Annotated in this window: 15 protein-coding genes; 5 read left to right on the top strand and 10 right to left on the bottom strand. The window is 60.4% G+C overall.

The annotated features are described in order from the left end of the window. Positions 1-124 precede the first annotated feature (124 nt). The 4 genes from M2427_RS41040 to M2427_RS41025 form a co-directional block, all read right to left on the bottom strand. On the bottom strand, positions 125-1774 hold the full coding sequence (locus M2427_RS41040; protein ID WP_280712419.1) for an ABC transporter ATP-binding protein: 1650 nt from the start codon (positions 1772-1774) through the stop codon (positions 125-127). Between the two features lie 11 nt (positions 1775-1785). Next, entirely contained in the window at positions 1786-2673 is an 888-nt protein-coding gene (locus M2427_RS41035; RefSeq protein ID WP_280712417.1) for an ABC transporter permease, read from the bottom strand. Positions 2674-2693: 20 nt separating this feature from the next. Further along, entirely contained in the window at positions 2694-3635 is a 942-nt protein-coding gene (locus M2427_RS41030; protein WP_280712416.1) for an ABC transporter permease, read from the bottom strand. Positions 3636-3783: 148 nt separating this feature from the next. After that, a complete protein-coding gene (locus M2427_RS41025) occupies positions 3784-4914 on the bottom strand; it encodes a M20/M25/M40 family metallo-hydrolase (protein WP_280712415.1) in 1131 nt (376 codons plus the stop codon). Between the two features lie 268 nt (positions 4915-5182). On the opposite strand from M2427_RS41025, the gene M2427_RS41020 reads away from it, so the two are divergent. The 3 genes from M2427_RS41020 (at position 5183) to M2427_RS41010 (ending at position 10391) form a co-directional block, all read left to right on the top strand. Continuing rightward, positions 5183-6793: an ABC transporter substrate-binding protein gene (locus M2427_RS41020; protein WP_280712414.1), complete on the top strand. Its 1611-nt coding sequence runs from the start codon at positions 5183-5185 to the stop codon at positions 6791-6793. A gap of 114 nt (positions 6794-6907) precedes the next feature. Further along, a complete protein-coding gene (locus M2427_RS41015) occupies positions 6908-8533 on the top strand; it encodes an ABC transporter substrate-binding protein (RefSeq protein ID WP_280712413.1) in 1626 nt (541 codons plus the stop codon). 256 nt (positions 8534-8789) lie between these two features. Next, entirely contained in the window at positions 8790-10391 is a 1602-nt protein-coding gene (locus tag M2427_RS41010; RefSeq protein ID WP_280712418.1) for a glycosyltransferase family 39 protein, read from the top strand. A gap of 6 nt (positions 10392-10397) precedes the next feature. On the opposite strand, the gene M2427_RS41005 is transcribed toward M2427_RS41010, so the two are convergent. Together M2427_RS41005 and M2427_RS41000 are read right to left on the bottom strand one after the other, a co-directional pair. After that, positions 10398-11648, bottom strand: coding sequence for a multidrug effflux MFS transporter (locus tag M2427_RS41005; protein ID WP_280712412.1), 1251 nt, complete (start codon positions 11646-11648; stop codon positions 10398-10400). Positions 11649-11888: 240 nt separating this feature from the next. Continuing rightward, complete coding sequence (locus M2427_RS41000) at positions 11889-12470, bottom strand: TetR/AcrR family transcriptional regulator (RefSeq protein ID WP_280712411.1); 582 nt, start codon at positions 12468-12470, stop codon at positions 11889-11891. An 86-nt stretch (positions 12471-12556) separates the two neighbouring features. On the opposite strand from M2427_RS41000, the gene M2427_RS40995 reads away from it, so the two are divergent. After that, positions 12557-13336: a crotonase/enoyl-CoA hydratase family protein gene (locus M2427_RS40995; protein ID WP_280712410.1), complete on the top strand. Its 780-nt coding sequence runs from the start codon at positions 12557-12559 to the stop codon at positions 13334-13336. 141 nt (positions 13337-13477) lie between these two features. After that, positions 13478-14836 (top strand): hypothetical protein, encoded by a 1359-nt coding sequence (locus tag M2427_RS40990; protein ID WP_280712409.1) that lies wholly within the window; start codon positions 13478-13480, stop codon positions 14834-14836. Positions 14837-15127: 291 nt separating this feature from the next. On the opposite strand, the gene M2427_RS40985 is transcribed toward M2427_RS40990, so the two are convergent. The 4 genes from M2427_RS40985 to M2427_RS40970 form a co-directional block, all read right to left on the bottom strand. Beyond that, positions 15128-16798 carry an HlyD family type I secretion periplasmic adaptor subunit gene (locus M2427_RS40985; RefSeq protein WP_280712408.1) on the bottom strand — a complete coding sequence of 557 codons (1671 nt, stop codon included), beginning with the start codon at positions 16796-16798 and terminating at the stop codon, positions 15128-15130. Next, positions 16785-18932 (bottom strand): type I secretion system permease/ATPase, encoded by a 2148-nt coding sequence (locus M2427_RS40980; protein WP_280712407.1) that lies wholly within the window; start codon positions 18930-18932, stop codon positions 16785-16787. Before M2427_RS40980 ends, M2427_RS40985 begins: the two co-directional genes overlap by 14 nt. Before the next feature lie 5 nt (positions 18933-18937). Then, positions 18938-20350 carry a TolC family outer membrane protein gene (locus M2427_RS40975; protein ID WP_280712406.1) on the bottom strand — a complete coding sequence of 471 codons (1413 nt, stop codon included), beginning with the start codon at positions 20348-20350 and terminating at the stop codon, positions 18938-18940. 171 nt (positions 20351-20521) lie between these two features. Beyond that, a complete protein-coding gene (locus tag M2427_RS40970; RefSeq protein WP_280712405.1) occupies positions 20522-25936 on the bottom strand; it encodes a calcium-binding protein in 5415 nt (1804 codons plus the stop codon). Between the last annotated feature and the right edge of the window lie 105 nt (positions 25937-26041).

Raw genomic sequence — 26041 nt, 5'->3', positions numbered from 1 at the left:
GCATTTCTTTTGTGTGGGTGGGGGGGGGGGGGGCGTTGGCCCCACCCCCCAAACTCTGGGGGGGGGGGGGGGCCGGCTTTGTGGCTCCGGGCGCCGGGGGGCCGCCACGACACTGAAGATGGAGCTACACAGTGGCCGCCACACCCTCCGACACCGGCCGGAAGTTCGCGAAGTCCCAGCCGCGGCCCGGCGCCGCTTCGAGCAACGCCCGCGTGTAGGCCTCCTGCGGATGCGTCAGCACCTGCGCGGCCGGGCCCTGCTCGACGACGCGGCCGTGCTGCATCACCACGACTTCGTCGCAGATCTGGGCTGCGACGCGCAGATCGTGGGTGATGAACAGGATGGCGATGCCGAGCCGCTTCTGGATCTCGTCGAGCAGCTCAAGCACCTGTGCCTGCACGGAGACGTCGAGTGCGGACACGGCCTCATCCGCGACCAGCACGTCAGGATCGAGCGCGAGCGCGCGCGCAATCGCGATGCGCTGGCGCTGGCCGCCGGAGAACTGGTGCGGATAGCGCGACACGGCGTCGCTCGGCAGGCCGACGAGCTCGAGCAGCTCGCGCGCCCGCTTCATCGCATTGGCATGCGAGACGCCGTAATTGATCGGGCCTTCCGCGATGCTCTCGCCGACGGTGACGCGCGGGTTGAGCGAGCGGTAGGGATCCTGGAACACGATCTGGATCTTCTGCCGGTGCGGCTGCAGCAGGCGGCGCGAGATGTCCGAGATCTCGCGGCCGGCGAGACGCACGCCGCCGGAGGTCGGGTCGATCAGGCGGACGATGCAGCGCGCCACCGTCGACTTGCCCGAGCCGCTTTCGCCGACGATGCCGAGGGTGCGGCCCTTGCGCAGCGTCAGCGTCACCTTGTCGGCGGCGACGACCTCGCGGCCTTTGCCGAAGAACGCGCGCTCCTTGTAGACCTTGCTGAGCTCGTTGGCCTCCAGCACGACCGGCTCGCGGCTTTCCTCACGAGGCGCGCGCGGCACCAGGCTAGGCACGGCAGCCAGCAGGTTACGGGTGTACTCCATCGTGGGATTGCGCAGCACGGCATCGAGCGGACCGGTCTCCACCAGGCGGCCCTGCCGCATCACGGCGACCCGGTCGGCGATCTCGGCCACCACGCCCATGTCATGGGTGATGAACAGCACGGCGGTGCCGTGATCGCGCTGGAGGTCGCGGATCAGGGTCAGGATCTGTTTTTGGGTGGTGACGTCGAGCGCGGTGGTCGGCTCGTCTGCGATCAGCAGCTTCGGTTCGAGGACGAGCGCCATCGCGATCATGATGCGCTGGCGCTGACCGCCGGAGAGGCGATGCGGGTAAGAGGCGAAGATGCGCTCGACCTGGGGCAGGCGGACCTGCTCCATCATGTCGAGGATGCGCTTCTTACGGGCCTTGGCATCGAGGTTGGTGTGCGCGCGCAGGACCTCGTCGATCTGGCGGCCAACGTGCACGACCGGATTGAGCGCGGTCATCGGCTCCTGAAAAATCATCGCCATCCTGGTCGCGCGCAGCTGGCGCAGGCGGCGATCGGTCGCAGTGAGGATCTCCTCGCCGACCAGCTTCACGCTGCCGCTGGTCGGAACCAGCGTGCCCTTCGGCAGCAGGCCCATCGTGGTGAGCGAGGTCACCGACTTGCCCGAACCACTTTCGCCGACGAGGCACAGCGTCTCGCCTTCGCGGACCTGGATCGAGATGCCGTCGATGATCTTCGGCCCGCCCGGCTTCTTGCCGACGGAGACGACGAGATTGTTGATGTCGAGGACGGGGTTGGTCATTTGATCGGCCATCACTTGCCCTCCCGCTGCTTCATGCGGGGATCGAGAGCGTCGCGGGCGGCGTCGCCGATCAGGTTGATGCTGAGAATGGCCATCGAGAGCAGCAGGCCCGGCCAGAAGATCAGCGTCGGCTTGAGCTGAAAATACTGGCGGCCCTCGGCCATGATGTTGCCCCAGGTCGGCGTTTCCGGCGAGATGCCGGCGCCGAGGAAGGAGAGGATGGCCTCGGTCAGGATCGCGGAGGCGCAGACATAGGTGCCCTGGACGATCAGCGGAGCGATCGTGTTCGGCATCAAATGCCGCCACATGATCTTTGGCAGCGACGAGCCGACCGAGATCGCGGCTTCCACATAGGGTTCTTCGCGCGCCGACAGCACCACCGAGCGCACGAGGCGCGCCACGCGCGGGATTTCGGGGATGGTGATCGCGACCATCACGGTCCAGATGCTGGCCCCGGACAGGGACACCACGGCGATCGCGAGCAGGATGCTCGGCATCGCCATCAGGCCGTCCATGACGCGCATCAGCACGGAATCGACCAGCTTGAAGAAGCCGGAGACGAGGCCGATCGCAAGTCCGATGACGATCGACAGGATCGCACAGCCGATGCCGATCAGCAGCGAGATGCGGCCGCCATAGATGACGCGCGACAACAGGTCACGGCCGTAGGCGTCGGTGCCGAGCAGGAACTGCGCCGATGCGGGCTTGAGCCGCAGCGACGGTGCGAGCTGGACCGGATCATGCGGCGCGATCAAAGGTGCCACGATCGAGACCAGTACGATCAGCGTGAGGCAGATCGTGGCCGCCGCGATGATCGGCGTCGAGGTGAGGAATCCGAGCTTGGGTCGCAGCGGCGACGTGATCGGAATGGAGGACTGGGGAAGGCTGTCGACCGCCATTGTTATACTTTTCCTTAGCCCTAGTACCGGATGCGGGGATCGAGCAGCGTGTAGGCGACGTCGATCAGGAGATTGACGACGACGTAGATCAGCGAGGTGAGCAGGATCATCGCCTGGATCACCGGATAGTCGCGCGCCAGCACGGCGTCCACCGTGAGGCGGCCGATGCCGGGGATGTTGAACACACTCTCGGTGACGACGACGCCGGAGATCAGCAGCGCAAAGCCGGTGCCGATCACGGTGATCACGGGCACGGCCGCATTGCGCAGCGCGTGCCGCATCATCACCGCGACCTCGTTGATGCCTTTGGCGCGCGCGGTTCGCACGTAATCCTCGCCGAGCACGTCGAGCATCGCCGCGCGGGTCATCCGCGCGATCAGCGCGATATAGATGAAGGAGAGTGCACAGGTCGGCAGGATGATGCGTTCGAAGAACGGGCCGAAACCGGCCGAGATGCTCTTGAAGCCCTGCACCGGCACCCAGCGCAAGTCGATCGCGAACACCTCGATCAGGACATAGCCGACCACGAACACCGGCACCGAGAAGCCGAGCACGGAGAGACCCATCACGAAGCGGTCAATCCAGGTGCCGTGCTTCCACGCCGCGATGACGCCCAGGGGCACGGCGACGATGACGGCGAGAATGATGGTCGACAGCGCGATCGAGATCGACGGCTCGACGCGCTGGCCGATCATCTTCATGACCGGCAGATTGGAGATCAGCGAGGTTCCGAGATCGCCATGCAGCAGCTTGTTCACCCAGGTGATGAACTGCACGATCAGCGGTTCGTTGAGGCCGAGCGAGGTGCGGATGCGTTCCAAACGCTCCGGCGTCGCATTGTCGCCGGCGAGGATCGCGGCGGGATCGCCCGGCGTCAGCCGCAGCAGCAGGAATACGAACAGCGCGACGACACCCATCACGGGCACCGCGGCGAGGATTCGGCGAAGGAGATATCCGAGCAAGTTGTATCCGTCAGATGAGAGTCAAATCGGCAGTAGCGGTCATGGCCCGTTCTGCCATCAGCCTAACATTTCAGCAATTCCCGTGCCATCAAGGCCACAGATATTGCAGTGCGGCCAGTTGTTTTGACGGCATCGCGCACTCGGTGCGTCACTCCAGCGTCGCCAGCAGCCCCGCCATCAGGCGGCCGCGCTCGACCAGGCTTTCGACCTCGATATACTCTTCCAGCGTGTGTCCATTGCCACCACGCACGCCCAGGCCGTCGAGCGTCGGAATGCCCATCGCGCCCGTAAAGTTGCCGTCGGATCCGCCGCCGGAGCTCGCATGCGGTAATTCCGCGCCGAGAGATTTGGCGATCCCGCGCGCCTTTTCATACAGCGCCATGGTGCCGGCATCCGGCTCCCACACCGGCCGCGTCACGCCGCGCGTGACCTTGAAGGTGACGTCGTTGGTGGTGCCTGAGAGGGCCAGCATGCGTTCGACGCCGCGGTCGAGATCGGCCTGGCGCTTGGCCATGGAGAGCGCTTCACCGGTCGCGGTCGTGGCAACGCAATTCACCCATTGTCCGCCATGCACGACGCCGACGGAGAAGGTGCAGTCTTCCGTCGTCATGGCGTCGATTGCCAGAATCTGCCGCGCCATCTCGCGGATTGCCGAGCGTCCGGCCGACAATGTCGCGCCGGCGTGGCTCGGCCGTCCCGTCGCTTCCAAGTTGAAGCGGGCGATAGCGTAACGTCCGGTAGTGACGCCGTTGTCGGCACGGCCGGGTTCGGGCACCAGCACATATTTGTTGCGCGCGGCCTCCGCCTCGATGATGTCTCGCGTCGAGGGCGTGCCGACTTCCTCGTCCGGCGTGAACAGGATGGTGATCGGCAGGGGCGTGGTGAAGGAGGCGCGCGCCAGCTGCCGGATCGCTTCCAGCGAGAGGTAATTGCCGCCCTTCATGTCATAGATGCCGGGGCCGTAGCATCTGTTGCCTTCGCGGCGCCATTTCAGCTTCTCGATGGTGCCGACCGGGTGGACGGTATCCATGTGGCCGGCGATCAGGATGCCCGGCTCGCCTTGCTTGGGATGCGGAAAGCGCGCACGGATGACGCCGCCAAAGCCCTGGCGACCGGCGATGCGTTCGATCGTCGCACCCATGATCGCCATATCCCGCGCCGCGATATCGAGCATGCGGTTCACCGCGCTCGCGTCCCAGGTCGGGCTCTCGCATTCCACCCAGGTGCGCAGGCCTTCGAGCATCGCCTCGGAATCAAAGGGGAGATTGGTTGGATTCATCTCAATGTCTCTCGATCTTCGAAAGGTGGAACGCGCATTGCATTGCCCGGGCAGGGCAGGCGGAGAGAGTTGTAGAGCCAATCCGATCTTTGTGGAGCCCGCGCGTTCGCTGCAAGGGCTTGCACTGAAAGCGGATTGACGCGCTCAAGACTGTCTGCAAGTCTCGAAAAGATAAAGGCATTGCACGAGGTTAGTTCGCCTAAGGAACGAACCTCATGCTCAACCAATAACCTGCCTTTGAACAGTTTCACGTCAGGAGAAACTTTCTATGTTCCAACTCATGCGCCGGGGGCGTCGCGCGCTCGCCTCCACACTTGCGCTGTCGGTCGTCGCGCTTTCGACGGCGATGGCCTCGCCGGTATTTGCGGCCGGCAAGACCATCACGGCGGTGATGCATTCGGATCTGCGCATCATCGATCCGATCTTCACCACCGCCTACATCACGCGTGACCATGGCTACATGGTCTATGACACGCTGATCACGACGGATGCGAACTTCAAGATCCAACCGCAGATGGCGGACTGGAAGATCTCCGACGACAAGCTCACCTACACCTTCACGCTGCGCGACGGCCTGAAATGGCATGACGGCGCGCCCGTCACCGCCGAGGACTGCGTCGCCTCGCTGAAACGCTGGGCCGCCGTCGACGGCATGGGCCAGCAGATGATGCAGTTCGTAGCGAGCATCGAGGCGACCGACGCCAAGACGATCACGCTGAAGCTGAAGGAGCCCTATAGCCTGGTGCTGGAGTCGATCGGCAAGCCGTCCTCGCGCGTGCCCTTCATGATGCCGAAGCGCCTCGCCGAGACGCCGCCGGACAAGCAGATCCCCGAGCAGATCGGTTCCGGTCCGTTCAAGTTCGTGCAGGGCGAATTCCAGCCCGGCGTGAAGGCGGTCTACGAGAAGAACACCGACTACGTGCCGCGCAAGGAGCCGGCGAGCTGGACCGCCGGCGGCAAGGTCGTGAAGGTCGACCGCGTCGAATGGATCACCATGCCGGACTCGCAGACCGCGGTGAACGCACTGCAATCGGGCGACATCGACTTCATGGAAGTGCCGCCGTGGGATCTGCTGCCGGTGCTTGAAGGCAATCCCGATCTCAAGGTCGAGACGCTCAACAAGTTCGGCTACCAGACGCTCGGTCGCATGAACTTCCTCTATCCGCCCTTCGACAATCCGAAGATCCGCCGCGCCGCGCTTCTGGCGATGAACCAGAAGGACGTGCTCGACGCGCTCGTCGGCAATCCGAAGTACTACAAGATCTGCGGCGCCTTCTTCATCTGCGACACGCCCTTCGCGACCGATGTCGGTTCCGAATCGCTGGTCAAGGGCAACGGCATGGCGGAAGCCAAGAAGCTGCTCGCCGAGTCCGGCTATGACGGCACGCCCGTCGTCGTCATGGTGCCCGGTGACGTCGTCACGCTGAAGGCGCAGCCGACGGTCGCGGTGCAGCTGCTTCGCGAAGCCGGTTTCAAGGTCGACGCACAGGCGACCGACTGGCAGACGGTGGTGAGCCGTCGTGCCAGCCAGAAGCCCCCGAAAGAGGGCGGCTGGAACATGTTCTTCACCAACTGGGTCAGCGCCGACGTGTCCAACCCGATCTCCAATCTCTCGATCGGCGGCCAGGGCAAGAAGGGCGGCTGGTTCGGCTGGGCGGAAGACGCCAAGATCGAGAAGCTCAAGGACGATTTCGTCCGCGCCGCCTCGCTCGACGATCAGAAGAAGATCGCGACCGAGATCCAGAAGGAAGCCTATGACCAGGTGATCTACATCCCGCTTGGCCAGTATCTGGCGCCGAGCGCGTGGCGGAAGTCGCTGTCGGGCATGCTCGACGGTCCGGCGACCCCCGTGTTCTGGAACATCGACAAGTCGGAGTGAGGTCAAGTCCAGCTGAGGCAAGGCGCATCTCGCGCCTTGCGTTCTGAACGTTACGCGGCGCCGCTGTCATCAGCGGCGTCGCTCGTCAGCCAACCGCTCGCCAGGAGAACTTCAATGTTCCATCTCATGCGTCGGGGGCGTCGGTCGTTCGCCTCCAAACTTGCACTTTCGGGCTTCGCGCTTTCAGTCTTGGCGTTATCCACGGCACTGGCCTCGCCGGTTCTTGCCGCGGACAAGACTGTCACCGCGGTGATGCATTCGGATCTGCGCATCCTCGATCCGATCTTCACCAGCGCCTATATCGCGCGTGACCATGGTTACATGGTCTACGACACGCTGATTGCGACGGATTCCAACTTCAAGATCCAGCCGCAGATGGCGGATTGGAAGATCTCCGACGACAAGCTCACCTACACCTTCACGCTGCGCGACGGCCTGAAGTGGCACGACGGCACGCCGGTCACTGCGGACGATTGCGTGGCCTCGCTGAAGCGCTGGGCCGTGGTCGACAGCATGGGGCAGCAGATGATGCTGTTCACCGCGAGCATCGAGGCGACCGACCCCAAGACGATCACGCTGAAGCTGAAGGAGCCATACGCGCTCGTGCTGGACTCGATCGGCAAGCCGTCCTCGCGGGTTGCTTTCATGATGCCGAAGCGTCTGGCCGAGACGCCGGCAGACAAGCAGATCCCCGAGCAGATCGGCTCAGGCCCCTTCAAGTTCGTGCAGAACGAATTCCAGCCGGGCGTGAAGTCGGTCTATGTCAAGAACACCGATTATGTGCCGCGCAAGGAACCGCCGAGCTGGACCGCCGGCGGCAAGGTGGTGAAGGTCGACCGCGTCGAATGGATTACGATGCCGGACGCGCAGACGGCGTTGAACGCGCTGCAATCGGGCGACATCGATTTCATGGAAAATCCTGCCATCGAAATGTTGCCCACCATTGAAGCCGACAAGGACCTCAAAACCGATATCCTGAACAAGTTCGGATTCCAGACCGGCGCGCGGATGAACTTCCTCCATCCGCCGTTCGACAACGTCAAGGTTCGGCGCGCGGCATTCCTGGCGGTCAACCAGAAGGACGTGCTCGATGCGCTGATCGGCAATCCCAAATACTACAAGATTTGTGCTGCGGCCTTCATCTGCGACACGCCGTTTGCGACGGACATCGGCGGTGAGACGCTCGCGAAAGGCGGCGACATGGCGGCCGCGAAGAAGGCGCTCGCCGAATCCGGGTACGACGGGACGCCCGTGGTGCTGATGGCGCCCGGCGACGTGCTGACGTTGAAGGCTCAACCGATCGTGGTGGCCCAGCAGTTGCGCGAAGCCGGTTTCAAGGTCGATTTGCAGGCGACCGACTGGCAGACGGTGGTCAGCCGCAGAGCCAGCCAGAAGCCCCCGAAGGAGGGCGGCTGGAACATGTTCATCACCAACTGGGTCAGCGCCGACGCCTCCAACCCGATCTCCAACATCGCCGTCGGCGGGCAGGGCAAGAAGGGCGGCTGGTTCGGCTGGGCGGAGGATGCCAAGATCGAGCAGCTCAAGGACGCCTTCGTTCGCGCGAGCTCCCTCGACGATCAGAAGAAGATCGCGACCGAAATCCAGAAGGAAGCTTACGATCAGGTGCTCTACGTCCCGCTGGGGCAATTTCAGGGGCCCAGCGCGTGGCGGAAGTCGATCTCCGGCGTGATCGACGGCCCGGCGACCCCGGTGTTCTGGAACATCGACAAGTCGGAGTAAGCAGGGCCGAGTTCGGGACGGTGGCGTCCCGTGCGTTTCCCCCGATAACACGCGGCGCTGCTGTCATCAGCGGCGCCGTTGTCTTTTTGCATGCCCGCGTCGAAATGCGGGGCGCTTTTAACTGTTCCAGTCTGCAATCATTGCTATTTGTTTCTGATCTGAAATAGATGGTTCGTCTTCGTGCATCACTTTCCTCATCCGTCGCTTTGAACTTGTTGATCTGAATCCCTTGCCGATCGATTTTGCATTCCAGGCGATGGCCGAACGGTCGGATCGCGCGCCGGCGCGCTGGCGAGGTCCGTTGTTGCATTGGCTCGATGGCGTGGAGGCGGGCTGGGCAGTCCCGCTTCTCATCGCGTGCTTCATTGCGGTCTGGACGCTCTATCTCGCCATTGCTTATGCCGGCAGCGGCCTGCACCCTGACACCCTCGAGGCCTGGACCTTGGGGCGGCACTTCGCCTTCGGTTATCACAAGCACCCGCCGCTGATGGGCTGGGTTGCGGCAAGCTGGACCTCGGTGTTCCCGCTCAGCGACTGGTCGCTGCAATTGATGGCGATGGTGAATGCGGGGCTCGCGCTGGTATTCGTCGATTGCGTCGCGCGGCAATTCGTGACCGGGCACAAGCGCATCCTGGTGCTGCTGCTGTTGATGCTGACACCGGCCTATCAATTCCACGCCCAGCGCTTCAACGCCAATTCCGTGCTGCTCGCGACCTGGCCGCTTGCGACCTGGTGCTTCCTGCGCGCGTTCGAAACCCGCGGTGCCGTCTGGGCGGTCGCGGCCGGATGCGCCTCGGCGCTCGCCATGGTCGGAAAATATTACTCGATCTTCCTGGTCGCGAGCTTTGCATTCGCCGCGTTGGCGCATCCGGCGCGCCGCGCCTATTTCACATCAGCCTCGCCGTGGATCTCGGCCGTCACCGGGCTTGCGGTGCTGTCGCCGCACATCCATTGGCTCGCGACAACAGGCGCGTCGACCTTCGGCTACGCGCTGGCTCACGCCAACGGCAATTCCATCAGTTCGCTGCGTGAGGTGAAGGACTTTCTGCTGGGCCTTGTGGCCGCCATCAGCGTCGCCGCAATTGTCTGGGTGTTCATCGCCGGCACGCGCCTCAAGCAGTTTCCGGCCGACTTCGCCGCGATGAGCTCGGGCATTCGGCTTCTGTTCTACGTCGCCATCGGCACGATCGTTCTGCCTGTCCTGACGTCGCTCGCACTGGGCACGGATCTGCCCTCGCTGTGGGCCTTGCAGGGATTGTTCCTGTTCGTCGTGCTGATCGTCTGCGGCGCCCGCTATCCGGTCGAACGATTCTACACCGTCAATGTCGCTGTCATCGTGTCAGGCGTTGCGCTTGTCGCCGTCCTGGTCGCAGCACCGATCCACGCCGTCTATCGCAATATCAACGGTTACGAAGAGGGACGGAATCTCTACCAGCAGGCCGCGGGCGAGCTCACGCGGCAATGGCGCGAGCTGACAAGTGAGCCGCTCGGAGCCGTCAGCGGCGACGATTCACTTGCTTTCGCCACGGCCTTCTACAGCCCGGATCATCCGCATTACGCGCGGCCGTTCGAGTACCAGTATGATTGGGGAATGCCGCGCAAGACGACGCTCGATAGCGGCTGGGCTGCGCTCTGTTTTCAGGGCCAGGATGATTGCGGCCGCTGGATGGAGGTTGTCTCCTCGCGTGCCGGCGCCTTCGTCCGGCGGGAATTCACCGTGCAGGCCTCGCTCTTGGGCTGGCTCGGCCTGAGCCGCGACGTCGTCGTGTTGATGGTGCCGCCGCGCACGCAGGGCGGCACATCACCCGAACATGCGGCGCAGGATATCAGCGCCAGCAAGCGCAGTCTGGACCAGTAAAGCCCCTCACACGATCGGGCGGTTGTGCGGCTTGAACAGCCGTCCCTTCTCCACGACGAGCACGATCGCGAGTGCTGCAATCGTCGACAGGAAGAAGCCTGTCGAGAACGGCAGCAGCGTGCCGTCAAAGCTCTGGCCGATCGCGGTGCCAACCACGATGCCGATCAGTGTCGTGATCGAGCCGTAGAGCGAGGACGCAGTGCCGGCGATATGGCCCTGCGGCTCCATCGCCAGCGCCGTGAAATTGGCCACCATCATGCCGAACGAGAACATCATGAGCGCCGACAGCACCATGAACAGGGGCAGCGGCAACACGCCGAGGATCTCGGTCAGCAGCATCACACCTGATACCGCGGCATAAAGCATCAGCGCGCCGTGCGAGATCACGCGCATGCCGAGCCGCCCGACCAGCTTTGCATTGAGGAAGCCTGCGCCGGCGGTGCCGGCCGCAATCGCGGCAAAGGCGAGCGGGAAATAATGACCGAGATGATAGATGCTCGTGAACACCTGCTGGGCTGAAAACACGAAAGCGAACAGCGCGCCCATCACGGCGCCTGCAGCCGTCGCATAGCCGATGGTCTGGCGGTTGGTGACGGTCTGGCGGAAGGCCGAGAGCACGTCGGCGGGCGCGAGCGACCGGCGCTCGGTTTCAGGCAGTGTCTCAGGCAGCCGCCACACGCTCCATGCCAGCGCGACGATGCCGTAGAGCATCAGCACGACGAAGATGCCGCGCCAATGCGTGACCAGCAGCACCGCCTGCCCGAACGAGGGCGCGATCACTGGGACCGCGATGAAGATCATCATGGCAAGCGACATCACGCTGGCCATGCGGCGGCCGGCGTAACAGTCGCGGACAATCGAAGTCGCGATCACGCGCGTCGCAGAAGTGCCGAGCCCCTGAAGCGCGCGGGCGAGCAGTAGCGTCTCGAACGAGGGCGCGGCGACTGCCAGCACGCTCGCCACCGCATAAACAGCCATGCCGCCGAGCAGCACCGGCCGGCGACCGAACCGGTCGGACAACGGGCCCATGACGAACTGGCCGGCGCCGAAGCCGATCAGGAAGGTCGACAGCACGAGCTGGAGATGGTTGGCGTTGGGAATGCCGAACGCCGCCCCGATGTTGGGCAGCGCCGGCAGCATCATGTCCATCGCAAGCGGATTCAGCGCCATGATGGACGCGATCACCACAACGAATTCGGGGAAACCCATTGGACGGTGCCCCGAGGACACCCATTCGTCGGCATTGACGTCGGACAAGCAGCTCACCTCTGATTTCAGAGGCGATATCTAACGCGGATGTTGCGTCGCACAACCCATGTTTTGGGATGGGTGGTAGGCGGGGCAGCGAAACGGACAACAAGACGGACAACAAATGGTGAAGATGGCGCTAGAGCAGGATCCGGAAAAGTGTGAAGCGGTTTTCCGAAAAGATCCTGCTCAAACAGAGAGCTAAAGCGCGATGACGATTCAACCCAATCTCATCGCGCTTTAGCGGAGTCAGCCTGCGCGCCGGGCCTGCGTGACCAGATCGAGCGCCATTCGGCCTGCAGTCTCGACATAGGCGAGATCGCGATGGATCAGCATCACCGTCGTGGCGCCGTCGAGCAGGATCACGATCCGGCGTGCAAGCGCGGCCGCATCGGCGATGTCACGGTCGCGCAATTCCGCTTCCAGCCACGCTTCGAAACGCTTCTTGTGGGCCGCACCGGCCTTGACCGCCGGGTGCGCCGGCGTGTTGGCGAGCTCGGCGATCGTGCGCAGGAAGCCGCAGCCGCGCCATTTCGGCGTGTCGACCGATTTGCCGAGCCTTGTGAAGAGACCGCGGATCTTGTCCGCCACGGTGCCGTCGGTTTCGGCGAACCAGCGCATATAGAGGTCCAGCGTCGGCTGGTCCCTGGCCGCGATGGTCTCGGCGACGAGCTGGTCCTTGCTGGTGAAGTGATAATAGAGCGTCTTCTTGGTGACGCCGGCCTTCTCGGCGACGGCGTCCATGCTCACCGCCCTGATGCCCTCGCCATAGAACAGCCGCGTCGCCGCAATGACGATCTGCTCCCGTGTGCTGTCACCCTTGGTTGCCATCTTGGCAATGTATACCGCCTAGTGAGTATACACAACAAATCCGCTGTGGCTGACTTCTTCCTCTTCGATCTGGAAGGAGCCTGCACTTGCCTGATTTCGTACTCTCGGAAATGCGCGGCGCTGTCGCGCTATTGACGTTTAACCGCCCAAGCAAGCTCAATGCGCTGAGCTACGCGCTCATTGATCAGCTGATGGCGATGTTCGATCTCATCGAGGACGATGCGCGCATACGCGCCGTGGTCCTGACCGGCGCCGGCGATCGCGCCTTCTCGGCGGGCGCCGACATCGCCGAATTCTCCGAGAGCGTGAAAGATGGCCCCGATGCCGCAGTCAAGGCCTTCGTGCGGCGCGGGCAGGCGATGACGGCGCGCATGGAGGCGTTTCCAAAGCCTGTTATCGCCGCTGTCAACGGCATCGCTTTCGGCGGCGGCTGCGAGATCACGGAGGCCGTGCATCTGGCTGTCGCCAGCGAGCGGGCGACCTTTGCGAAGCCCGAGATCGCGATCGGCATCACGCCGACCTTCGGCGGCACGCAGCGCCTGCCGCGTCTAGCGGGGCGCAAGCGCGCGCTCGAATATCTTCTCACCGGCGATTCCTTTTCGCCTCTGCGGGCCTGCGAGATCGGGTTGGTCAACCACGTCGTGCCGCATGAGCAGCTGCTGGACGCGGCCTTCACACTGGCCGATCGCATCAGCAGGCATTCCGCGCTCGCCGTGGCGCGAATCATCACGTCAGCCACGCGCGGCCTCAACGTTTCGATCGCGGAGGGCCTGGCCATCGAAGGCGAGCAGTTCGCCCGCATGGCGGCGACGCAGGACACGAGAGAGGCGCTCGATGCCTGGCTCGCCGCCCGTGGCTCGCGCTAGGCAACTCTGGAAACCAGGGATTCACCATAAGAGCGGGGGCAACCGATCGGGGAGATGAATCCGCAACGCATCGTGTCCAGTGTGGCCGGACCGGGCGCCGGTCGGGCGCCGAGGGAACGCGAGGCTCGGGCAGGACCAGACGTGTCGGATATCACCGGAACAGCACGTTGGACGGGACCGCTCGCCGGCACAGCCGGCAAGCGGAGCCTTTGGCTCGACGGCCTGATCGCGCTGGTGACGCTGCTGGTGCTTGGCAATCTCCTCAGCGATCTCGCGCTCGATGTGAAATATGGCTGGGACGTGCGCGTCAATTGCGCGGCGGTCGATGCGCATGCCAGCGGGCTCGATCCTTACTTCGTGAAAAACCTCAAGGGCACGCAGCTCTCTTATCCCTATCTGCCGGTGACGCTCGACGCGTTCCGTCCGCTCTGCGCGGGCGGCTGGCTGGTCGATCATTACCGCGGCGTCTTTCTCCTGCTCGCCATGCTGTGCGGCCTGCTGCTGCCGGGTGTGGGCCGCGACCGCGGCGGCGTGCGCGATATTGCGCTCAGGGTACTCTGGGCGCTCGGCGCCTTCGTCGGCTTCGAATGGGTGTCGGCCTCGGGCAATTTTACGCTTCTGAGCGGCACGCTGAGTGCGGCTGCGCTGGCGCTGCTGCTTCGCGTCCCTGCGCCGGGTGCGGACGATGATCGAAGCTTCGGCTTGCGTGTCCTCGGCGCGGTGCTGCTCGGCCTCGTCGCCTCCTTCAAGCTCGTCTACAGCCCGGTGCTGGCCGCGCTCTATCTTCTGCCGCTGCCGCGCCGTCAAAAGATCGGCTTGATGGCAGCCGCGGCCGCAGGGCTGGTGCTGCCGGTCTTGCTCTCGATGCTGCTCTATCCCGATCTGTTTTCGAGCTGGCTGCTGGCGATGCGGGGGCAAATCCCCGACCAGCATTCGATCTATGTGGTCGACACCACGCCTTCGCTGCTGCTGCTGGCGCAAGGCGCGCTGGACCATCTCGGGCTCGGCCGCAGCAAGCCAGTCGTGTTCATAGCCTATGCGCTCTTGGCCGTCGTGCTGCTGCTCGGGCCGCTTGCCCTGGTGGTGCTGCGCATGGTGAACCGACAAGCGGGCCGTGACGGCACGTTCCCGGCACGACTGGATCGCTGGCTGATCGATCATCGAGGCGAGGCCCTGCGCATCACGGCGCTCGCGATGGTCGCGCTCTATCTCTGCGCGCCGCGCCTGAAGGAATACGCCTTCTTCGAGCCGGCGCTCTACAGCGCCATCCTCATCGTCGATCTCCCGGCCGCGGCCCTTGCAGCCGTGCTGATGTCAGGCGTTGCCGCTCCAGCACTCGTCGCGCTCGCGGGGCTATCGATCGGGGACAGCTTCGTCCAACTCGCCGCGGCGCTGGTGTGTTTCTGGGTGATGTTGTGGGCGGAGTATGTGGCCTCAGCTCAGGTGGTGCGGGCAGCCGGGGTCGAACCGGCACAGCTCTCACGAGCCGAGGGATTTTAAGTGTTATGCCGTATAGCCAAGTAATTGAAATTATTGGCGTATTCGGAGTCAAAAAACGGATGTGCTAAATTCTGTGCTAGAAATGCCTGAAATCCCGCGTCCTGGCGGACTCTTTTCGCTCGATCTTTGGAGCTAAACGCGCGGTAACCCGCGCCAGGCAAGCACTAAAGCAAATCCGTTAACAGACTAACCACCCAAAACCGTCTGCCCCGTTGCATGGGGTAATAGCGCAATCGGCGCGTTCCCAAAAGGAAATTCGGTAAACCCACAATCACACGGCCTGTGGCCTTTTTACCGCTCCCTCAACGCCATCTGCTTGTGGCGCAGGAGCGGGGAGAGCAGGTATTCGATGATGTGGCGGGAGCCGGTTTTGATTTCGGCGGTGACGGCCATGCCGGGCTCCAGAGGTACCATATGGTCGTCGATATCCATTTCGGTCTGGTCGAGGGCGATGCGGGCGGAATAGACCAGCTCCTGCCCCGTCGGTTCGCTGGTGTCGCTTTCGTCGCCAGTGTGGCGCTGGCTTTCTGATTTGTCCGCAGGTTTCTCGCGCTGGATCGAGTCATGCGAGACCGATTGCACCACGCCATGCACGAGGCCGTATTTGGTGAAGTTGAAGGTGTCGATTTTGATCTCGGCCTCCTGCCCTTCGCGAACGAAGCCGATATCGCGGTTGGATATCATGGCTTCGACCTCCATATGGCTGTCGGCAGGAACAACGGACATCAGCACTTGCGCCGGGGTCACGACGCCGCCTTCGGTATGGACTGCGAGCTGCTGAACCGTGCCGTCGACCGGCGCTGTCAGGGTCTGGAGGCGATATTTCTGCGCCGCCTGAGTTAGCTGGGCGCCAAGGCTGGCTTCCTTTTGCTCGGCTTCTGATAAGTCTTTGAGATTAGTGTGCTTATATTCATCTTCGGCTTGCAGGCGCTGTTCCTTGAGCGCGGCAAGGGCTCCTTCCGCCTCATCCAGCTTGCCCTGCTGGACTTTTAATTCCTGTTGGTGTTCGACGAGGTCCTGCTGCGTCGTAAGTGACTCCAGTTTTGAGCCATAGCCCTTCTTGGCCAGCGCCTCGCGCGCTTCTGCCCGCTTTTCAAGATAGGGGATGCTCTGGTTTAGCTTGGCGATCGTGGCGGCGACGGAATCGCGGTCGCCTTCATGCTGTTTGATCTGGTGGTCGAGGCCACTAAGCTTGGCGCGGATTTCATCGACCTGATTGGTCAGGTAGCTTTTTTGCAGGTCGATCTGCGTCGGTGTAGCGCCTTCAGGCGGCATAAAGCTTGCGACCGGATCGCCGTCGAGGTTGAGAGCGGCTTTGAGCCTCGCCACATCGAGCATCGCCTGCATATGGTCGCTTTGTAGCCGGTCACGCTCCGCCGCGCTGACCGTCGTATCGATCTCGATCAGCACATCACCTTCCTTCACATGCTGGCCGTCCTGCACATGGATGGCATGGACAACGCCGGATTCAAGAGGCTGGATGATCTTGGTGCGCCCGGTCGGCACGATTTTGCCCGTCGCCGTCGCAATGATATCGACCGAGCCGAAGATCGACCAAAGCAGCGCGATCAGCAGGAATGCGATGATACTTCCCGCAATCAGGCGGCTGGCGGGTGAGGGCGGTGTTTCGACGATTTCAAGCGCGGCAGGCAAAAACTCATGCTCGTCGGTCTGGCCAGTCAGTAGATGGGAATGCGGCAGCTCGCGGATTTTGCCGAGGATGCGGTTGTTAAGCTCTTCCCACTTCTTGAGGTCTTGGGCATTGGTGTAGGCCAGTTTCGCAAAGGCATGGATACAGTCGCGCAGCTCCGCCCGTTTCTGCGGGTCTTTGCGGAGTTCGGTGATTTCTTGCCATAAAAAGCGCAGCCCCGCGATCACGCGCGGTTTTTGTATCTCATAGTGTTTTTTGAGATAGGCGATTAGCTGCAGTACATAGGGCTTGATGAACTTAACCAGCCGCATGCGCGCCTCCCTGAATGCCCCAAAGCGAGGCATAGCGGCCTTTGGCTTCGATCAGCTCATCATGCGCACCGTCTTCGACGATGCGGCCTTTCTCGATGGTGATGATGCGGTGGCAATGGCGTACGGCGGAAAGACGATGCGCGATGATGATGACGGTGCGGCCCTGTACGATCCGGCTCATATTCTGCTGGATGATGCGTTCGCTTTCGTAATCGAGGGCAGAAGTGGCTTCGTCAAAAATCAGAATGCGCGGGTTCATCACCAGCGCACGCGCAATGGCGATGCGCTGGCGCTGGCCACCGGAGAGGTTGGAGCCGCGCTCCTCCACAATCGTGTCGTAACCCTGCGGCAGTTCGAGGATAAATTCATGGGCTCCTGCGAGCGTCGCGGCTTCGATCACGCGCTCGATCGGCATGCCGGGATCGGCGAGGGCGATATTGTCGCGGATCGAGCGGTTGAAAAGGACATTCTCCTGCAGCACCACGCCGACCTGCCGCCTGAGCCATGAGACATCGACGACCGCAAGATCGACTCCATCCACCAGCACACGGCCATGTTCCGGAACATAAAGCCGCTGCACCAGCTTGGCGAAAGTGGATTTGCCCGATCCCGATGGCCCGACGATACCGACGACCTGCCCGGCGGCGAAGGTGACGTTAATGTCGTGCAGGATTTCGGGACCATCGACGCGATAGCGGAAGCCGACATGCTCGAAGCTGATGCTGCCCTTGATGCCTGGCAAAGCCGTGCGTCCGGGCGTGAAGGTTGGTTCGGGATGGGTATTGAGAATATCCCCCAAACGCGCGACCGAAATACGCGCCTGATGAAAATCCTGCCAGATTTGTGCGAGGCGTAAGACCGGCTGCGCCACGCGCCCCGCCAGCATATTGAAGGCGACCAGCTCGCCGATGCTCATATCATTATTGATGACGGCCTTCGCACCGAAGAACAGGACGGCTGCGGTCACTAGTTTGCTGACTAGCTGGATCGACTGGCTCGCCCAGTTGCCGATATTGGAGACACGGAATCCGGAACGCACATAACCGGCTAGCTGCTCTTCCCAGCGGCGCTGCATCTGCGGTTCGACCGCGAGGGCTTTCAGGGTCTCAATGCCGGTGATGCTTTCGACAAGAAATGATTGGTTTTCGGCGCCACGATTGAACTTTTCGTCCAGACGGCGACGAAAGACCGGGGTCACAATCGCCGAGATGGCGATATAGAACGGAAAAGACAGGATAACGATGCCGGTCAGCGTCATGGAATAACAGGCCATGACACCAAGAAAGACAAAGGTAAAGAACAAGTCGATGACGAGGGTCAGCGCTGAGCTGGTCAGGAAATTACGGATATTTTCAAGCTCGCGCACGCGGGCGACGCTGTCACCCGTGCGGCGGCTTTCGAAATAGCCTATTGGCAAAGCGGCAAGATGCTTGAACAGCCTCGCACCAAGCTCGACATCGATACGGTTGGTAGTGTGAGAGAAAACGTAGGTGCGCAGCGCGGTAAGTAGGCTTTCAAACACCGCAACCACGACGAGGCCGAAGACGATAATATCAAGCGTCGTCAGACCGCGATGCACCAGCACCTTGTCGATCACCACCTGGAAAAAGAGCGGCGAGATCAGCGCGAAGACCTGTAAAAAGAACGAGGCCACTAGCACTTCGGCCAACAAACGCCGGTATTTATGCATCGCTTGCAGGAACCAGGTCACGTCGAACCGGCGTGCCAGCTCGCCAAGCCCTGCCCGTCGCGTCATCAGGATCAGTTTGTTGCTCCAGAGATTTTCGAATTCGTCACGGCTCAGTGACTGCATTTTGCCGGTGACGGGTTCGTGGATCAGAACCGTGGTGGCAGCAAGCTTCCCGACAATGAAGAAACTGCCATCACGCCGGACGGCAATGGCGGGAAGAGCGGTCTTGCCAAGCCGGTCCCAATCGCTGTCAATGGCACGGGCTTTGAGCTTCAGCTCCTTGGCGCAGCGTAAAATCTCTTCAACGCCGAACTCGCGCCCATAGCGGTGCATCAACTGTTCAGGGTCGGCGGCAATGCCTAGAAAGCGTAAGACCAGAATAAAGCAGGACAGGCCGGTGCCGGGCGATTGAGAGTTGGGTGCTATGATATCCGCCGCTGTCATGTGCGCTACCGCGATGCCTCTTCATCGGCAGGCGGGACCTGATAGTGGTCATCGTCGCGGCTGAAGCCGATCCACTGGTTACGCACGTCATGATAATGCTGTTCGGGGTCATAGGCGGGCACGGACAGCTGGAGCGCCGCGACCGTTAAGATGCCTATCGCGGCCTTGATCTGTACAATCGCCAGATTGCGGTCATGGAGAGATTTGGCTAGGTCAATTTTGGCGTCGAGCAGCTCCTGCTCCGCATTCAAAACATCGAGCGTGGTGCGCGTGCCGACCTTGGATTCCTCACGCACGCCTGCCAGCGCTTCTGCAGCAGCCTTGACCTCGTCCTTGTCCGCTTCCACGGCGGATTCCGCCGACTGGAAAGTCTGGAAGGCGTTATGCGCAGTCTCGCGCGCCTTGTGCCGCGCTTCTTCGAGATCCATGCGCCGGGCGGTGACGGTCTGCTCGGCCTGCCGCGTCTTGGAGTAATCGGTGCCAGCACGGTACAACGGCATGGTCGCCTGAACCAGGATCTGGCTGGAATCCTGATGACCGGGAACCGTAATGCTCTGCCCCCAGTTCTGCGTCCTGCTGCCGACAAGGTTGATTTCAGGGAGGAGGCTGCCTTTGTTCAGATCAACCTCGGCCTTGGCTTCGTCGATGTCATAACGCGCAGCGATGACTTTCGGATTCCGCGTTTCGGCGAGATGCAGGAGGTCGTCCAGCTCTTTCGACTCTGCCAGGTGCAAATCAACCGATGCCAGCTGTTCCGGCATGTGCCCGACAAGGCGCGCGTAACTTGCCTGATCAGCGGTGAGGGAGGTTTCGGCCTGATAACGCGCCACATGCGCCCGCGCCAAACGCGATTCCGCCTGCCGCACATCGGTTTGCGTCAGCTCGCCATAATGGGCGCGGACGCCGGTTTCTTTGAGTTTCTGCTCCAGCACATGTTCGTTCTCGCGGTTGCTTTCCAGAACCGCCTGGTCGCGGATCAGGTCGAGATAGGCCGTGGCTGTATCGACAAACAATTGCTGTTCGGCGTCATCGAGCTTGGCACGGCCCGAATGCACCTGGTTTTCGGCGGCCTCGGTTTCGGAGTCGGTGCGAAAGCCGCGAAACAAGGGTTGCGACACCTGCACACCATAGCTACGCGACGTGTCGGAGAAATTCGGGTCAAGCCCGACCTGTTTTTGCGCCGGAAGATATTGGTAGGTCTTGCCGATATTGGCGGTGGCGTCGATGCTCGGGCGCCAGTGGCTTTGCGCTTGTGCGACCGCTTCATCGGTCGAACGCAGCTTGGCGCGTTCGGATTGCAAAGACGGATTGATACGATACGCTTCCGACCATGCCTGTTCGAGAGTCTCGGTTTCGGCCATTGCGCCGCAAGGCATGACACAGCCCAACATCAGCAAACACAAAACCGCGCGACGCATGAAATGCTCTCACAAACGCAATAGCGACCCCCACGAAAGGTGAGGGTGTTTCTATAAATTCATTCTGAAGGCACTGCCGGGCACGGCTCAAAGCCACTCACGGCAAAAAATATGAGGCCGCGAGGCTTCGCCGGACAGCACCGGCGGTTGGTCATTTCTAGCGCAACTTACTCACGTATGCCAAGCCGCCGTAATCGCGCTCTGCAACGTCGTATCCGTGGGCATTGCCGTGGCGGTCTGGGGATTAAATCCGCTATGAGCGGAGGCATAGCTCGCCATGGCCGACACCAACTGCGCCACCTGCGTATCGAGCGTCAGGCTGCCGGCATAGATATCCGCGACTTGGTTGCCCGCGGCTCCGCTCGTGAACCAGCCATTGACAGTGATCTGGTCGGTCGTGCCGAGAAGGTCGATCAATAAGTTATTGCCGCTCTTCTTGAACCAGAGATTTTCATCCGTAACGCTGGAACCGAAGCTGATGCTGCCGTTCGCGGTCGTACCGCCGCCATTGTTGATCGTATAATTGCCAAAGGTCGAAGCGAAGTTATATTGATCGCTGCCACCGCCATTCAGCACGTCGTTGGTATCGCTGGTGCTGGGGTCAAGCCAAAGATCGGTGTTGGCCCCCATCGTCACCGTGTCGTTGCTGCCATGTACGCCGAACGCATCCGTCGCTCCGGCGGTGATGGTGTCATTGCTGCCATAAATATCAACGCGGGCATTAGATTGCAGAACCGCCGTACCGCTGGACAGGCTGATATAGTTGTCGGTTCCCCATTGGCCGTTGCCAGAGATATTGACGGTATCACCGGTGCTCGACGAGTCGTAAACGTTACTGTTACCGGCGCCGGTCACATTAATGGTGTTGCCACCGCTGGTACCCATATTGACGGTACCAGCAGCACCAATGGTCAGCGTGTTGGCACTGCCGTAGATACCAACGGTATCGTTCGAACCCGCGGTAATGGTATTGCTATTACCAACGATATAGGCATTGGCGCTGCTGGAGATCGCCACCGTACCGCTCGCGATATGAATGCCGTCCGATGTGCCGCTTGTGCCGTTGCCGGAGACATTCACGGTATCACTGGTGTCGGAATCATAGACGTTGTCGCCGCCGTTGCTGGCTGTCACATTGACGGTGTCGTGGGCGTTCGTGCCGTACCAGAGCCAGATATTGCTACCGTTACCGATCGTCGCCGCGTTGCCGGTTCCGTCGACGCCAACCGTATCATTGAGGCTCGCGGTCACCGTGTTGCTGTTGCCGAAAATATCGGCGCGGGCGCCGCTCTGATAAACCACGCTGCCATTCGAGAGGTTAATATAATCGTCGTTGGCGCCATTGCTGGTGTTGGAGACATTCACGGCGTCGCCGGTGCTCGACGAGTCGTAAACGGCGCTGTTACCCGCACCAGTGATATTAATGGTGTTACCGCCACTCGTGCCCATATTGACGGTGCCAGCCGTGCCAATGGTCAACGTGTTGGTGGTGCCATAGATACCAACGGTATCGTTCGAACCCGCGGTGATGGTGTTGCTGTTACCAACGATATAGGCATTGGCGTTGCTGGCGATCCCCACCGTACCGCTCGCGATATGGATGCCGTCCGACGTGCCGCTGGTGCCGTTGCCGGAGACATTGACGGTATCGCCCGAAGTGTCCGAGTCATAGACGTTGCTACCGCCGCTACTGCCATTGACATTGATGGTATTGCTGCTGCCACTGCCGAGCCAAGCGCTACTGTTGCTGCCGATGGTCACCGCATTGTTGGTGCCGTTGTAGGATCCGACGATGTCGCCGGAGCCAGCGGAGATTGTATTATGGCTTCCATAGGTATCCGCACGCGCATTGTTTTGGAACGTGATCGTGGAGCTCGACGCGGAGACATAATCATCGTTGCTACCGTTACCAGAGATATTGATGGTTTCGCCGGAACTGCCACCGTCATAAAAGGTCGTGCCGCCGGCATTGTTAAGATTGACGATATTGCCGCCATAGCCATCGCTAATTATGACATTGGCCGCTGCGTTGATAGTGTCGTTATCGCCGTAGATGAGGGCACCCGTGGCGTTGACGTTGATCGTATTTGTTGCGGTCGACGAATCCGTGAGTGTGTCGTTGCTTCCATTCATATTCACGGTGTCGGGGGAGCTACCGGTGATGGTGACACTATCGCCACTCCCCGAGTCTACGATCGTCAAGTCGCCAACGGTTGATGTAACATTAAAAGCTGGTTGGGTCTGACCCGACGGCGCCGCTTGCAGAGTTACAGTGTCGATGTTGTTTGTGAAGCTACCCATTGTGAAAGTGCCGCCGCCAGACAGCGACAAATTGTAACCGCTGATAAGTTTATTCAAAACGGATACGTCAGAAGTCACTTGCGATCCGGTTAATGACAGCGTTGGCGCGAGGATGTCTGTCAAGATGATCGAAGCGATATGGCTGACATCGGAGGCTAGGAAGGCCAGATTTGCTGCAACGTTGGTCCCAGTGTCTACGACTTTATAGCCACCAACAATCGAATCGAGCGTAGACTGATTAGCCATCGCTCCAGCAACGGAAGCAGCGCTCCATGCCGAGGTAAGCGCAGTCTGCAACGTCGTGCTGGTCGGCATACTTGTCGCCGTTGCAGGGTTAAAGCTTGAATGCGCTGCTTGATACGTTGCCATGGCGCTGACGAGTGCGCTTACGCTCGTATTAAGCAGTGTCAGTCCTCCCGCATTAATGGTTTGGACCTCCGCCACCACGCTGCCGAACCAATTCTGGACAGTAATCGTATCGTTTGTGCCAAGCAGCCTGATGATCAGGTTGTTGCCGCTCTGCGTAAACCACAAATTCTCGAGCGTGATGCCCGAAGCGAAATTAATGGCTCCGTACGAGCCAGAGGCGCCTAATCCGTAAGCATGATTTATAACATCCTGCCCAAAGCTAGTTCCAAAGTCATAGATGGTATTCCCGCCACCACCGTAGAGGTTGTCATTACCCTGGCCAACAAGCATGGTCACCGAGCTGTCGCCATTACCACCGGAAGAAGTCCCCGAAATGCTCTCAGCCGCGTAAAGGTTGTCATTGCCAGTAGAAAACTCGGCGTCCAGAGTGATGTTGGACGAGCCGTAGGAAATTAAGGTATCGTTGCCTGAGCTGCTTGCCGTCAATGTTATGTTGCTGACAGCGCCTTCTTCAAGCGTCGTCCCAGCTGAGGATAGAGCGACCATATTGAACGGATTTACCCGGCTGTAGGAAAACAGCACATTATAGACGCCGCCTGTCGCGGCAAAGATGGTGCTCGGGGTAGCATTTACTCCAGCTTCAAAGAGTCCATTTGTGAAGCTGCTTAACTGACTTGCTGTCAGTGTAATATCACCCGTAAGATTGAGATTGGTAATTCCGGAAATAGAAGCGCCACTGATATCTCCTGCTGCTTGTAGCGTTTCAAAGTAACCCGCAGGATGATTGGTTGCATTGATGACCGAACCTGCGGCCAGTCCGTTGTTGGCTACAAATATTTGGTTATTGCCAGTTCCGCCAATTAAGGTATCAACACCGCCGCCTGCGATCAGTGTATCATTGTTGAAATTACTGGCCTTCAACGTATCATTGCCTGTTGCGCTAGCTGTCAGAGTTTCATACCCATAGGCGCTTCCACTGCCATCCAGAGTCGTTCCGCCAGTCGACGTCGCCACCAAATTGATTGAGTTGGTGACATTATTCAGCGAATATGTTCCGGCTGAAGCTGCATATGTTGGCAAATTTTGAGCTAGCACAAAACTGAATGCGTTGAATTGAGCTGCGGTTAAAGTAAGCCCCAGAGTACCATCATTGAAAAAGCCTTGCTCTCCGGCATACAGACGTTGAATGCCTGAGACTGTAGCGCTGCTAATGTCACCCCAAGCGTACAGCGTATTATTGCTGCCATTGCCCTGCAATACAGATCCAGCCGCAAGCCCATTCACGGCATAAAATGTATCTCCACCTGTACCGCCAGTAAGTGTATCGACGCCTTCGCCCGCGACAAGCCAATCACCCGCACCGTTCCCCGCAGTCAGCGTGTCGTTGCCGAACTGGCTAGCCGTTAGCTGCTCATTTCCCCCATTATTTCCAATGAGTGTCGTACCAGACCAGTCGGCGGCCGTAAGGTTGAAGCTTGCGGTCGAGTTGATGCTGGCAATATTGAGGCTGTATGTTCCGCCCGTCGCGGCGACGAACGTACCACCCTGCATGCCTGCGCCAACAGTAATCGCATTGAAGCTGCCCAATTCGCTCTGCGTAAGGATGATAGTGCCGACGGCGTCATTGCATGCGAGTGTTTGAATATTGCTGATCGTATCTCGGCTTAGATCAACCGGACCGCCGGCCTGACCGTCGGTATTAAGAATGTTGTTTGTCACGGGCAGAGTGAGGTTCGAAGAACCATTGCTAACTACCACAGTGTTCTGTCCGGTTATGGTCAGCCCACCAGCGCTGCCTCCAACAACCGTAAAGGTAAGCGTAGCGTAGGTGTTATTGGGATTTGTGACTGTTCCACTGAGTGTCGAAGGAGTTCCGACCGGATTGAGATAGTTGAATTCCTGCTGATCCAGCTGCGCTGCCGTCAAGGGATCGCCGAGCGCAGACAAATCACCAAGCAAGGCTTGCTCAGCGGAGCCCGTAGAAGCAACTAAATGTGCTGCTGAGCTTACAGAGATTGGAATCGACATTCCCGTTGTCGCAAAATCGGCGGGAAGGCCAGGTAAAGTTAAGGTGCCCGCGTCGGACGATGGATTGAAGGACAGCGTGCCAAGCGCGTCACCGGCTGAAGTCGTCAGGTCGATCGCGACGTTACCGTTGGCTTGCAGCGTGAAGCCGGAATAGGTTCCTTTGGCAAATGTTGCAAAACCACCAAACACCGGTGTGTCGATTATCAGAGCGCCACTATCGTGGCCGTCGATGCTCGATCCGACTACGAATACCTTGCTACTGGACGGATCATACACATAGGTCTCGCCAAAGAGAGGGGGCAAATGAACATCGGTGCCGGATGTTACGGTAATTGGATTAGCAAAAGGGACGTGTACAAGGCCGCCAACCGCGAAGCTTGCGTCAGCAAACGGCACGTTGATCCGTTCCAAAGTTGCCACATCAAAACCCCCACTGAGCCCATACTTTGTAACGATAGATCCGGCAATGTTGTTCGAGACGCCGCCGCTCCCGTTCGCATCCGCCGCTTGCGGGATGTAATAGCCGTCATGAATCATAAATTGATCAACTACAGTACCCACAGCGACAGCAGCAGTTCGCACAGAGGAGGGAGAGCTACCCAGTGTAGTAGTCTCAAACTCTTTGAGTAGCTGGTCGGCATCACTGAAGGCGGCTCCTAATGCTGATATAGAGGCTGTAGTTCCAGCTTTAATAAAAGCCATAGCGACTGATCCGATATTGTCGGCATCAGCAAAATCGATCTTATTCATTGTCGAAAGCGACGTTGAATTATTTGGCGCAAACACGCCATTACTGTAGTCGGTGTATGCTTGGGTTATCTGATCCACTCGTGCTTGCGGTAAGCCATATGCGCCGCTATGATCCGCGTTAGTGCTGAACTCGTTCAATGCTGCTGCGTGAACCGCCCCGGGATTGCCGGAGGCTGTTTTGTTTGAGTCACGCCGCCACGGCGGTTTCAGCCATCATGGCGTAGTAGCGCTCCTCGGCTTCAG

The organism is Bradyrhizobium sp. BR13661, assembly GCF_029892425.1.
Lineage (GTDB): Bacteria > Pseudomonadota > Alphaproteobacteria > Rhizobiales > Xanthobacteraceae > Bradyrhizobium.
Note: the sequence above shows the minus strand (reverse complement) of the source record. Positions and strands in the feature narration are given on the sequence as shown.

What these genes read in the sequence shown, in the direction of transcription:
- M2427_RS41040 (WP_280712419.1), bottom strand. Translation starts at nt 1,774, where the DNA reads ATGACCAACCCCGTCCTCGACATCAACAATCTCGTCGTCTCCGTCGGC.
- M2427_RS41035 (WP_280712417.1), bottom strand. Translation starts at nt 2,673, where the DNA reads ATGGCGGTCGACAGCCTTCCCCAGTCCTCCATTCCGATCACGTCGCCG.
- M2427_RS41025 (WP_280712415.1), bottom strand. Translation starts at nt 4,914, where the DNA reads ATGAATCCAACCAATCTCCCCTTTGATTCCGAGGCGATGCTCGAAGGC.
- M2427_RS41020 (WP_280712414.1), top strand. Translation starts at nt 5,183, where the DNA reads ATGTTCCAACTCATGCGCCGGGGGCGTCGCGCGCTCGCCTCCACACTT.
- M2427_RS41015 (WP_280712413.1), top strand. Translation starts at nt 6,908, where the DNA reads ATGTTCCATCTCATGCGTCGGGGGCGTCGGTCGTTCGCCTCCAAACTT.
- M2427_RS41010 (WP_280712418.1), top strand. Translation starts at nt 8,790, where the DNA reads ATGGCCGAACGGTCGGATCGCGCGCCGGCGCGCTGGCGAGGTCCGTTG.
- M2427_RS41000 (WP_280712411.1), bottom strand. Translation starts at nt 12,470, where the DNA reads ATGGCAACCAAGGGTGACAGCACACGGGAGCAGATCGTCATTGCGGCG.
- M2427_RS40985 (WP_280712408.1), bottom strand. Translation starts at nt 16,798, where the DNA reads ATGCGGCTGGTTAAGTTCATCAAGCCCTATGTACTGCAGCTAATCGCC.
- M2427_RS40980 (WP_280712407.1), bottom strand. Translation starts at nt 18,932, where the DNA reads ATGACAGCGGCGGATATCATAGCACCCAACTCTCAATCGCCCGGCACC.
- M2427_RS40975 (WP_280712406.1), bottom strand. Translation starts at nt 20,350, where the DNA reads ATGCGTCGCGCGGTTTTGTGTTTGCTGATGTTGGGCTGTGTCATGCCT.